Below are 11,296 nucleotides of genomic sequence, written 5' to 3'. Positions count from 1 at the left end.
CCAAGCATATTCTGTCCTTGAATAGTCATAATAAATAACCTTTCAAAATATTGGAATTAAAAGCAAAGTGGAAGTGGGAAGGAATTCTACTTCCTTTTTGCTTTATTTTCTTAAAACAACTTGACAAAGAAGTTGACAAAGTGTATTATATTAACCAGTTAATAAACTGGTTAATAATAAGTTAAGGAGATATTATGAAACGCGCTTTAAAATTCTCATCCTGCCTTAGTCTGCTGGCCCTGGCCTTGTGTCTCTGGGCTTGTCAGTCTCAAAAAGAATCCAGTCCATCCAGTTCGTCGCAAGGCTTGAGAATTGTAACCAGCTTTTATCCTATCTACTCTATGGTTAAGGTTATATCAGGCGATCTGAATGACGTGCGCATGATTCAGTCTAGCAGTGGTATTCATGATTTTGAGCCTTCAGCCAATGATGTGGCAGCCATCTATGATGCAGATGTCTTTGTCTATCATTCACGGACCTTGGAGTCCTGGGCGGGAGAGCTGAATCCTAGTCTCAAGAATTCCAAGGTTCAAGTCCTTGAGGCTTCCCAGGGAATGGAGTTGGATCGAGTCGCTGGCTTGGAAGATGTCCAAGCGGGAGAGGGAGTGGATGAGAAGACGCTCTATGACCCCCATACCTGGTTGGATCCTCAGAAGGTCGCAGAGGAAGCTCAGATTATCGCTGACAAACTGTCGGAGCTGGATAGCGACCATCGGGATACTTATCAGGCCAATGCTCGAAAATTTCAAGAAGAGGCCAAAAAACTGACAGAACGCTATCAGGAGATTTTTGATAAAGTGCCCAATAAGACCTTTGTCACGCAACATACAGCCTTTTCTTATCTAGCCAAGCGCTTCGGGCTGACCCAGTTGGGCATTGCTGGTATTTCACCAGAGCAGGAGCCTAGTCCGCGTCAGCTGACAGAGATAGAAGACTTTGTCAAGGAGCACAAGGTGAAGACCATTTTTGTGGAAAGCAATGCTTCTTCCAAAGTGGCTCAAACCTTGGTCAAGGCGACCGGTGTACAAATCAAGGAGCTGAATCCTCTGGAAGCAGACCCAGCCAACCAACTATCTTATTTAGAAAATTTAGAAGAAAATCTAGCTGTTTTAGCTAAAGATTTGAAAGGATAAAAGACAACCATGAAAAAGAAATATTTTCTTGCTTCAGCTGCTGTATTAGCTCTTGGTATCGGAACTTACGGTCTTATCCAATGGCAAGCTCAGCCCCGACCTCAGACCAAAGATAACAAAGTAGCCTATATTGAGGACAAGACTTCGGGCGACAAGACGGATAAAAATTTGACATCTGATCAAATCAATGATGAAGAAGGTATCGAAGCAGAGCAGATCGTCGTGAAAATCACAGATCAGGGCTATGTCACTTCCCATGGAGACCATTATCATTACTTTGACGGGAAGGTGCCTTTTGATGCCATTATCAGCGAAGAGCTGATTATCCGAGATCCTAACTACACGCTGCAGGAAGCAGATATTGTCAATGAGGTCAAGGATGGTTACATCATCAAGGTAGAGGGGAAGTATTATCTCTACCTCAAGGATGCCAAGCATACCAGTAATGTCCGCTCAGTGGATGAGATTGCCAGGCAGAAGAAGCTGCATAAGACCAAGGAAGAAGGCGATAGTGGCAAATCTTCTACTGCAAAATCAAGCAAGATCCGCGATTTCAGCCAGCCCAGCAAGTCCCTCGCTGCGGGAAAGACGGCAGCAGACCTTGCAGGAGTTTCTTACCAAGGCCAAGGGGGATATAGGACGGATGATGGTTATACGTTTAGTCCGTCTGATATCATCGAAGATACTGGCGATGCTTTTATCGTGCCACATGGCGGGCATTTTCACTACATTCCTAAGAGCGACCTGTCACCAGCAGAATTGGCTGCGGCTCAGAGCTACTGGAATAGCAGGCAGGCCGGCGGACGGGTGAATCCGCCTAACTACGGTAGGCCGATAGTATCTTCTAACACATGGAATCAAAATAGTGCTATCAATCAGGGTGGAGCCGTCTCAAATCCGACTCCACAGCTGCCAAATCATTCAAAGATTGAGCAGCCAAGTCCTGGCTTAGCGACCACTCAGCCGAGTCTATCCAATCCGCTTCAGCCGTCTCAACCATCTCAGCCATCCATATCAAGTCTGCTGCAGCAACTCTATGCCCTGCCTCAGTCTCAGCGCTATCATGAAGGGGACGGCGTGGTGTTTGACCCGCTGAAAATCAGCCGTCGGACAGACAAAGGGGTCGTTATACCCCACGGAGACCACCATCATTTCATTCCTTATGACAAGCTGTCAGACTTGGAAGCTAAGATTGCCCGCTTAATTCCTATTGGCTATACTTACGAGCCCCTAGGAGATCCACTGCAAGCTTTGAAGCCTCAGCTACCGTCACAGCCTGATCACGACCATGGTTTTCATGCGGAGGCTGTCATTGGCAAGGACGACCAAGGCTACATGGTATCGCACGGAGACCATGCTCATTACTTTTACAGGAAAGACTTGACTTCTGAACAGATTCAAGCAGCGGAGCGGGTCTTGGCTAAGCAGCAACCAGTAAAACCATCAGCAGTAGTCAATGACGCTGAACGCTATTCACGCGATGCCAGCGATGAGGAAAAGATTGCTTATATCGGCCAAACCTATGGCGTTCCCAAGGAAGCGGTTCGCATCTCAAATGGCTTCTTTGTCTTTAATAACCCTGACCAAGCCTACGATCCGACACATATCCACCCCTATGCTGTCCGCAAGGAGCATGTCCGCATTCCTCTAGTAACGGGCAATGCAGAGCTGGACTTCATGAATGAGCTCTACACAACAGCCCTGCGCTCAGGTCTTTCGCCTTACAGTCTGCAGGTGGAAGATGGTCAGTTTGTCATTCCTCATGGCGACCACAATCACTATATCAAGATCCAGTCCAAGGGCGCAGCAGAAGCCTTGAAAAATCGTCTGCCTCAGATTCAATCTAAATATGAGCAGGGGGATTATGATGAGGCCGCTATTTTGCAAAAAGTAGAAAGCCTAAAAGCGGACAGCCAGCGTCTCTATGCCGATGATCCTCTTATGCAGCGGCGGATTGAGCTGGCTTTGGGGCAGTTTGTGGAAACCATGAAGAAGCTGCCTAGCAACTCAACAGCTGGTTATCTGAACAGTCTAGATAACTTTGATAAGCAGTTTATCCATGTGGATCAGACGGTCAAGCCAATTCAAGAGACCGAGCTAGACAAGAACTATCAAGGACTTTTGGAGAGAATGAACCGACTTGATACGGATAGCTATGGGCTGAAGAAAGCTGACTTGCTGCAGCGTCTGCAAAATGCTTATGCTGGCCAGAATCAAGCTGAAATGGCAGAGCTAGGACAATTACTATCCGCTTTAGAAGATTATCATGATCGGACAGGCGTCACAGCGGTTGAGTATATTCGTTATTTCTACCAAGCTTTGGAGGATGGGCGTTTGAGCCCTGAGCTGCGCAGAAAAGCAGCTGGGCTGACCTTGACTCTCTATAAGTCTCAAGCCTTTATAGAAGCGACCAATCTCCAGCAGCTTTTCCCTGCCCTATATCAGACTAAAAAAGAGATTGCAGCGGCCCTTGCTAGCGGTCAGCCTTCTCCGTCCTCTGAAAAGACAGAGCTGGATCAGGGAGAGCCCGATCAGCCAACCTATAAGGCCATGATTTATGAATTTTTGAAGGGGATTTATGATGATTTTGGCATTTCGGATGATAGCGAGAAGAGCGCTCAAGCGCTTGTCTTTCTTGGAAAAGCGCAGGAACTGCTTGGAGAAGTAAAGGACCAAAACAGCCGAGCAGACTATGCAGCTAGAATCTTGGAATTAGGCAAGAAGTTAAAGAGCAGCAGCTCAGATAAGCAAGCTCTGCTGGCAGCCAGTCAGAAGCTTTTGGATCAGATGAGCCGGACCATTGCCGGACAAAAGGAAGAGCCGGCTAATACTGAAAATCAGGAAGTTTATCAACAGCTTTATAATCTGCTCATGTCTATCCATCAGTATCTGGAAAAGAATCAAGGAAGTGAGCAGCAATACCAGCAGCTGGACCAGCTTTTTGATAAGCTTGGACAGAGAGCTACAGACAAGAAAGAGCTGCTCAAGGAAATCTTGGCCTTCCAGCAGTCACTCGTCCATCCTGAGGGGGCAAGCGAGTTCAATTCTCAGCATAGGGACGATGATGGCTATCATTTTAATCTTCAGGATATGGTCGGAGCGGATGAGCAAGGCTATCGGGTAGCCCATCTGGATCACGAGCATTATATCTACAAGAAAGACTTGTCAGAAGCTGAACGTCAAGCAGCAGATGCCCATGCGGTGCAAAAAGGCTTCCTGAAAGCACAGGCTGAACAGCCTACTTCTGGTCAGCCAGCAAGCAGCAGTGCTCCAGAAACTGCGCAAAGTGATAATCTACTTTCCGAATCTGCCACTAGAGAAGCAGCTCAAAACCAATCTGACAAGCCAGCAGAAGCCTCTACAGCTGCAAACCCAACTGGTCAATCAAGCTTAGCAGCGAGTTTTGGCATGACAGAGGAAGCATTCAACCAGAAATTGCAGGAGCTTTCTCAGCTCTACGGTGTCGGCCCAGAGACTTTCAGCTATAATCCAGCAAGCAGAAGCATCAGCTTTACAGGAGCAGACGGGCAACAGAAAACTGTTCAGATTAGTTAATACTACATTTTGATGTAAAACAACAATAAAACGAATGATGAAGACCAAGCCAAGTCTAAGACCATCATTCGTTTTTGATTTTCACAACCCTATACTTATTTGAATGATATTGTGTTAAAATAAACAGAGAACAGTAGTATGCTAAAGCAAGTTCAGGAGGAATTTCTTGAGGATCTTCATAAACAACGTAAGGAAGAAAATCAGAATAATCAATAAGGCTGAGAATAAGTTGAAAGTTTTTAACCTAAAAGAAGGCGCTTTATGGCCTTAGATAGAGGATATAAATGGAATTAAGAGATACATTTTCAGATAAAAATAATATAGATGGACTTATAAATATTTTTCAAAAAGCTATTCAGGATTCTGAAGAAAGAATTCAAGAAATTGAACAAGATGAGAAAGAAGGAGTTCAAAAATTTTCGTTAGATAATATGGTAGTAATCTATAATATAAGATCATCGATTTTTAGATATCAAAAAGAAATTATGATTGCTACTTATACAGCTGGTTATTCTCTTGAAAAATTTAAGAGCGAGTATATTAAGTATATAAAAAACATGAAGCTATCATGGCATAGTAACTCTGGTTACGAACAAATGGTATGGGCGCTTTCTATTGGTATTCTGTTAGAGATTGATGAGGAGATTTTTGATCAGTTGGTAGACTTGGTCAAAAAAGATGATTCAGAGGATTATTTGATTGATTACTTGATCCAATCACGTTATCCAGATTGGAAGATTCGGATAAACTATAATTTTCCAAGACCCTATGGCTTTACTCGGAAAATTATTGAAGAAGAGAACGCTGAACAGGCTCTCAAACTGCTGAGAGAATATTTGACTAAGAAATGGTATCAAGGGAGCAAAGATACGGGATGGCATGATTTGCATAAAACAAACAATAAAAGTTATTATGGCTATTGGTCCTTTGAATCAGGAGCTATTTGCAAAATTAGAGGTTTGAATTACAAGGAATTGGAAGGCATTCCGTATTTCCCTTATGATTTGATTGTTGAAGGAGCGAAAGACTAGTATGTGCTAAGAGATATTTAAGTGATAGAATTAGTGGCTTACAGAAGTAATGGCCGTACTCTATATAAAACGAACAGACAAAATTAAAAACAACAGAAGAATGAGAAAGGTAATAAGATGTCCCAAGAGAAATATTTACAGATAAAAAAGGAGTGTAGAATTCGTCTTGCTTTAGTGATTTTCCTTTTCATTTTATTTGTCATACTAGATTGTATGCTAATAGTTAGTTCTTCCAGATTTATCCCATTTTTAGCAACAGCCATGGCGTCTGTCATACCAGTGAATCATTCTCTGCTTGTTCCTTTTTGGCAACAGAAAAAAGCGTTGGAAGAAGAGCATCCTGAATGGAAAGAACTTAGCACAAAAGGAGTAAAAGTTCCTGTGGATGAGGCTAGAAAAAGGACATTAGCAGGTATCGGTGCAACTTTAGCTTTGCTTCTCTCCTTTGCAATATTCTATAGACCTGTTGAGCAGCAGAAGATTAATTATAAAGAGCTAAACGATGCACTTAAGGTTAATGAGGGAACATCTAGTTTATCGGCTTCTTCCGAGTCTAATTCCTCAACTGCAACTGAGGAAAGCGCTCAAACGGAAAGCTCCAGTAGTGATAATAATAACTCTCATTACCATATCCCTGGAGCTGATGACGAAACGATTAGGAAAGTAATTGATAAATCCTTGCAAGACTTGAGAGAGCAAAATTCTGAAGAGCAGCCTACAGAATAGAAGTAGGTATGCTGGCTATATGAGGAGGGTGTTCATGTAGGATTTTATGATTTGGTGAGAGATAGAGAGACTACAATCGAGGAGATCGTTAATTGAGTATCATTTGTATCTCGACTAAGTCTTTATGATGTATTGTAAGGAACTTGTTTATACACTGTTAGTTGTAGGCAAGTTCCTGTTTTTACATTAAGTGATAATCTCCAAGGTCAGGACATGATAACAGGCGATCGTCTTTAAACAGAGGATCGAATTTGGGTTGGGATAGATGCAGCTACGACTTTGACATAAATGGGATCACTAGCTTATCTGACGAAGTTTGGCACATTGGGTCCAAACTTATTGAAGAATTTGGCAACGACAGGCAAATATGCAGATGATGTGAACGATGTATCTAAAGTTGTCTATGCGGTCAAGATCCGACCTCGGCGCTTTAGAACTTAGTGTTTGGACAAGATATGGGCTTTGGTTTCGGCAAGGCGAGCGATTATATGAATGCAAAGTTTGGTCGCAGTGGTATACCAGACTTAGAGGTAGATTTGCCAGGTGGGTCTCAATCAGATTGAAATGTTGATGGGGAGAGAAAAAATGAAACATTTAGAGATAATTGGAATTCGTAATATAGAATAGTGAGAGGATAGTTTATATGAGGTTTAAATATACTGACCAAAGTGTTAAGTGGGAGAATAATGGAGAAACTATAGAAATTCACATAGAAAATATAATATTTGCAGACTTTGATAAAGATAAAAATGTTATTTTTATTGGAGTTGGAAAAAATTTTATTGCATCAGATTTTTATTATTACTCTATAGATGGGGTGTTAATACTCCAATATCATGAGTCGACTGACATTATTTCCTGGGGCTATAATAAAAAACATGAAATAGAGATTCCTAATAAAGAATCAGTCTCTTTCTACCCCAATCAAAAACTGATTTTAGTTATTTATAGAATTTCATCTGAACTGACTTCGGTTACTGAAATGAAAATATTGGATTTATATGGTAATCTCATTTATCAAGTTAAATCTCCTGAGGGTTATACTATGGTCTATGTCACAGATGTTCTTAGTGACCAAATAAAAGTTGTTTGCGATGTAGTTATTGAGGAGAATCGAGATTCCTACGGTCGTGATTGTTTTCATTTCCTATTAGATCTAGATACAGGAAAATGGACAAAACTTGGTTTAGCATACTAATAGAGGAGCATATGAAGTTATGATTTATGCTGAAACAGGGTACTGGCCTTTATAGTAAAGTGGATTACATTATAAGGACAGCCAAAAAAATTGGGTGAAGTATCAACAGTTAGTTCTTTTGCATTAGGGAATAAATAATCAGTAGATATTTGGTAAAAGACAAAGGAGATAAGAATGGAATCAATTTATGTAAGTCAAAAAGATATGTTGGAAATTTGTCAAGATGGTGATAAGTATTTCTTGCGTTATCCAACTTTTAATATTACCATGCCAGAAGTAGTTCAAGAAATCCCCAAAGAAGCTGCAGATAGTTATATGTCTGGAGAACATACTGGTAAAGAGTTGATGAATTATGCAGATTATGGTTTTTGGAAATCTAAAAAACAGTATACACAAGATGAGTCTGGTAAGCTCTTCATCGAAAATCATCCTTCCTTTATTTTGAAGAATCCTAAAAATAGCCGTCGTCTTTTCACAGCAGAGGAATTTACACAAATTGTCACCCAAGCCATTGTTTCAGAACTGGAACCTAGCGAGCTTGACGCTATTGGTCTAGTTGATAGTCATTTAGAGCTTCTTCTGGTGGATTCAGTTGGCTGGGAGGAAGAAATAGAAGCAGTCCATCTGGAAATTCTGCAGGAAAAAATTAACAATTATATCTACTTCCTCGAAAGCAAGCAGTATGTAGAACGATACGGCGATAACTTTGATAAAAAAGTCATTCATATCACATTCCAGTATTCTCCATCAGACAATGGTTTAGCCTTCCTAGCAGCTGTACAGAAGACATTACAGAATACAGATATGAGTTTGAAGATAGAACTACCGGAGTGAAAAAGCTAGCGAAATATAGAGGAGATAATCATCTTCTCTTTTTTAGAGCACTTTGTTTTTTCAGCACCACCTAAGTCCCAATATGTTATAATAAGCAAAGGTAAAATTTTCGATTAGTACCTTTTGATGTGTCGGAAAAGTCGAACAGATTTCTATTTTAATTTGGATTTAGAAACTAAAAAATGGATAAAAGATGGCGTAGCCTATTGAGGAAGAGAAATAGAAGCCTGATTTTTATGATGTTTTATGTTGAGAGTAGAACTTGCACTAGGAGAATACAAATGAAACCAACAAAACTACAATGGGAAGATGTTAGTAAGTTTGAGGAAATTGAAGGGTATGGGAAATCCATTTGGAAAAATAAGGATAAATATTATTTAGTTTCAGAAGAGGGAACCGTAGCTTCTTGGTTAGTAGTCTATGAATTGCCACAAGAATTATTTGCCTTACTGGAAAGTGGGGAAAGAACGCTACGCGAAGTATCTTGGAAGGTTCAGAACGATCGTTGGCCACCGACGGAAGAAGAAAAGAAAGCTAGTGAGAAACAATTTATATTAAAAGGCTTAACTCCTTTAATAGCTAATCCTAAGAGTTGGGAATTGTTTACTCAGGAAGAGCTTGAAAGATTAATTCCGCTTGCTGAACAGAAATGGATTGACTGGAGAGGCAAACTTCCAGATGATTATGTATCACCATTGAAATAGCTTGTAAGGAACTTGTTTATACACTGTTAGTTGTAGGCAAGTTCCTGTTTTTACATTAAGTGCAAACCTCCGAGGTCAGGCCATCTCTAGCATGCGCACCTACCTAGTAGAGGTGCATGGGACTCTCCTTATCCTAACGATTCAACAGTCATGCAAAAGATTATGCCTATTGAAGCTGAGGTTTGGCTATTCGATAGGAAGAAAAAAGCAACAGCAGGTGGCTATGTAGCAAAACGTTCGGATGTGAAAAATATTACTAATATCAGAGAAGCTGTAGAAGGCTTACGCCTTGATTATAAAAATTCTCCATTTGTTGAAACCATGATTGATGCAAATGGCAATAGGGTTGCAGTACGTGATCAGAATGGTAATTTAGTTCTTAAAACCGATGCATACCTTCGCTTAGAGTATACTACTGATGAGACGGGCTATATTAAAATCCCATATGGAGATATGGATGGGAATTTAATAGATGGAAAAGGTAAAATTGTGATGAATAGCTCTACAGGCAAGCCTAATAAAGTAATAGATCCTGCAAGCGGAAATGGCTTCATAAAATCAGATTCAGACGAGTTTTTGGTTCCAGAATATCTTCATTCAGATAAAAGTAGACTCAAGGAAGGCTCTAAATTGTATCTAAATGTTGGAGGAGAGGAAGTCTTGGTTGGTAGGGTTAATAAAGATGGTATAATGGAATACGTGGAGGGATAAAATGGATAAAGAATTTCTAGTTTACCAAAATAAAGTATACTCTAATTTTGTGAATTATATAAATGACTATATCCTTCTTTCAGAAGATCCGGCAATGTTGAAAGAAGGCTATTTCCCCTATAGTTCCTATGTAGATGGTGAAGAAGAAGGTCTATACGGGAAGCTTGTGCCTTATAGTGAGGTTAGTCAGAGGTATTCGGTTTATGATCGTGTTTTGTATAAAGAACATGAATTTACAATTGCTGGTCACAAGCATGGGGATGATGATTTTACAGCACCCGATTCTTATGTGCGACTCCTGGTTTTTGATAAAGAATTTCTAATTGAAAACAATTTAGCTGATGATGCGGAATTATTGGATGAGAAATATGGCCAGACCATGTATGCATCAGGGAAAATCCCTGTCAGCGAAGTAACGATTCTACGTCGTAGAAAGGATTTGCCAGTAGACCGAAGGAGAAAAATATGAAATCAGTTATTTTTACAATAAAAAGCAACCAATCACTAAGAATTGGTGAGGTGCTTCAAGCAGAACTCTTTGAATGTTACAGCGTTTCCGCTAAGGATGCAGGATTAAAGCCATCTGCGGACTCTCTTATTTCGGATTTCCATTCTGTTCAGTTTGGGGTCAAAGAGAAGTCTAGTTTAGGGTTCCGTCTATCTTTTGATGGTCAAGCTTATCAGGTATCTGTTCCAGATTTGGCGACAGCTTCTGACTGGACTGGGGCCTTGATGTTCTTGAAAACCTTGCTCATTCTCTTAGACGTAACTGTATGTGAACATGATGGTGTGGCGTATGATAAAGATTCTATTCTTGATTTTCATTTCACGGATATTTTCTTATCAGCTCTTTCAGAATTGACTAAGGAAGTAAAAGTCCATCCCATCGTGGAAATTATGGGAGTGAAACGTCCCATTTACATCAATGAACTCTACCTAGGGCAGATCATCCATGTTCCGGACGAACAACTTTTGAATAGCTATGACCAGCGTTTGCGCTTTACCCAACAGCTGAATGCTTATTACTCTGAGTAGCAAGTTTTTAAAGTAGAGCAGGATGGTGAGGATATCATCATTCCTGTCAACTATCTAAATAGTGAAGGACGAACAATATTACCATCTCAACCAGAGCTAGAACCTCAATATTTACAACAATATCGAGGAAGTAAAGTTGCAGTTGCACGACTATTTATCATGACAGCCAATGGGGAAAAACTAGCCGAAGTTCCTTATCGTCAGTACTTAGAGTCGTTGACCGAGGGCATCTATATGTTGGATGCCAAATATGTTCTTGTAGACCCAATTTCTCCTGAAACTTTACAACATATACTAGCCAGAATTTAAAAAGTCGGATAAAAATATCTTTTGAGAAGCCTTCTTTGATATGATTATACATTCCAACAA

The 11,296-nt window shown here is 40.6% G+C and carries 9 protein-coding genes and 2 pseudogenes; all 11 read left to right on the top strand.

Going from position 1 to position 11,296, the window contains the following annotated elements:
- Positions 1 to 194: 194 nt before the first annotated feature.
- Complete coding sequence (locus J1C77_RS06830) at positions 195 to 1,133, top strand: metal ABC transporter solute-binding protein, Zn/Mn family (protein ID WP_002920975.1); 939 nt, start codon at positions 195 to 197, stop codon at positions 1,131 to 1,133.
- A gap of 9 nt (positions 1,134 to 1,142) precedes the next feature.
- Entirely contained in the window at positions 1,143 to 4,688 is a 3,546-nt protein-coding gene (locus J1C77_RS06825) for a pneumococcal-type histidine triad protein (protein ID WP_002920976.1), read from the top strand.
- A 284-nt stretch (positions 4,689 to 4,972) separates the two neighbouring features.
- Complete coding sequence (locus tag J1C77_RS06820) at positions 4,973 to 5,719, top strand: PoNe immunity protein domain-containing protein (RefSeq protein ID WP_002920977.1); 747 nt, start codon at positions 4,973 to 4,975, stop codon at positions 5,717 to 5,719.
- 117 nt (positions 5,720 to 5,836) lie between these two features.
- Entirely contained in the window at positions 5,837 to 6,445 is a 609-nt protein-coding gene (locus tag J1C77_RS06815) for a hypothetical protein (RefSeq protein WP_002920978.1), read from the top strand.
- Between the two features lie 6 nt (positions 6,446 to 6,451).
- Positions 6,452 to 6,541, top strand: a pseudogene (locus tag J1C77_RS06810) (DUF2185 domain-containing protein); the annotation flags it as partial.
- A 547-nt stretch (positions 6,542 to 7,088) separates the two neighbouring features.
- On the top strand, positions 7,089 to 7,643 hold the full coding sequence (locus J1C77_RS06805; protein WP_002920980.1) for a hypothetical protein: 555 nt from the start codon (positions 7,089 to 7,091) through the stop codon (positions 7,641 to 7,643).
- A 174-nt stretch (positions 7,644 to 7,817) separates the two neighbouring features.
- Positions 7,818 to 8,477, top strand: coding sequence for a DUF6572 domain-containing protein (locus J1C77_RS06800; RefSeq protein WP_002920981.1), 660 nt, complete (start codon positions 7,818 to 7,820; stop codon positions 8,475 to 8,477).
- 281 nt (positions 8,478 to 8,758) lie between these two features.
- Entirely contained in the window at positions 8,759 to 9,181 is a 423-nt protein-coding gene (locus J1C77_RS06795) for a hypothetical protein (protein ID WP_042762832.1), read from the top strand.
- 150 nt (positions 9,182 to 9,331) lie between these two features.
- Positions 9,332 to 9,892: a hypothetical protein gene (locus J1C77_RS06790; RefSeq protein WP_002920983.1), complete on the top strand. Its 561-nt coding sequence runs from the start codon at positions 9,332 to 9,334 to the stop codon at positions 9,890 to 9,892.
- A 1-nt stretch (position 9,893) separates the two neighbouring features.
- Positions 9,894 to 10,361 (top strand): hypothetical protein, encoded by a 468-nt coding sequence (locus J1C77_RS06785; protein WP_002920984.1) that lies wholly within the window; start codon positions 9,894 to 9,896, stop codon positions 10,359 to 10,361.
- A pseudogene (locus tag J1C77_RS06780) lies at positions 10,358 to 11,236 on the top strand (DUF4299 family protein). The gene J1C77_RS06785 and the pseudogene J1C77_RS06780 overlap by 4 nt, the downstream one beginning before the upstream one ends.
- Positions 11,237 to 11,296: the final 60 nt, after the last annotated feature.

It is taken from the genome of Streptococcus sanguinis, from assembly GCF_050223295.1.
Classification (GTDB): domain Bacteria; phylum Bacillota; class Bacilli; order Lactobacillales; family Streptococcaceae; genus Streptococcus; species Streptococcus sanguinis_X.
Note: the sequence above shows the minus strand (reverse complement) of the source record. Positions and strands in the feature narration are given on the sequence as shown.

Bases quoted from the DNA above. Each gene is read 5' to 3' on its own strand.
- J1C77_RS06800 (WP_002920981.1), top strand. From the start codon at position 7,818: ATGGAATCAATTTATGTAAGTCAAAAAGATATGTTGGAAATTTGTCAA.
- J1C77_RS06785 (WP_002920984.1), top strand. From the start codon at position 9,894: ATGGATAAAGAATTTCTAGTTTACCAAAATAAAGTATACTCTAATTTT.
- J1C77_RS06805 (WP_002920980.1), top strand. From the start codon at position 7,089: ATGAGGTTTAAATATACTGACCAAAGTGTTAAGTGGGAGAATAATGGA.
- J1C77_RS06790 (WP_002920983.1), top strand. From the start codon at position 9,332: ATGCAAAAGATTATGCCTATTGAAGCTGAGGTTTGGCTATTCGATAGG.
- J1C77_RS06815 (WP_002920978.1), top strand. From the start codon at position 5,837: ATGTCCCAAGAGAAATATTTACAGATAAAAAAGGAGTGTAGAATTCGT.
- J1C77_RS06830 (WP_002920975.1), top strand. From the start codon at position 195: ATGAAACGCGCTTTAAAATTCTCATCCTGCCTTAGTCTGCTGGCCCTG.
- J1C77_RS06795 (WP_042762832.1), top strand. From the start codon at position 8,759: ATGAAACCAACAAAACTACAATGGGAAGATGTTAGTAAGTTTGAGGAA.
- J1C77_RS06820 (WP_002920977.1), top strand. From the start codon at position 4,973: ATGGAATTAAGAGATACATTTTCAGATAAAAATAATATAGATGGACTT.
- J1C77_RS06825 (WP_002920976.1), top strand. From the start codon at position 1,143: ATGAAAAAGAAATATTTTCTTGCTTCAGCTGCTGTATTAGCTCTTGGT.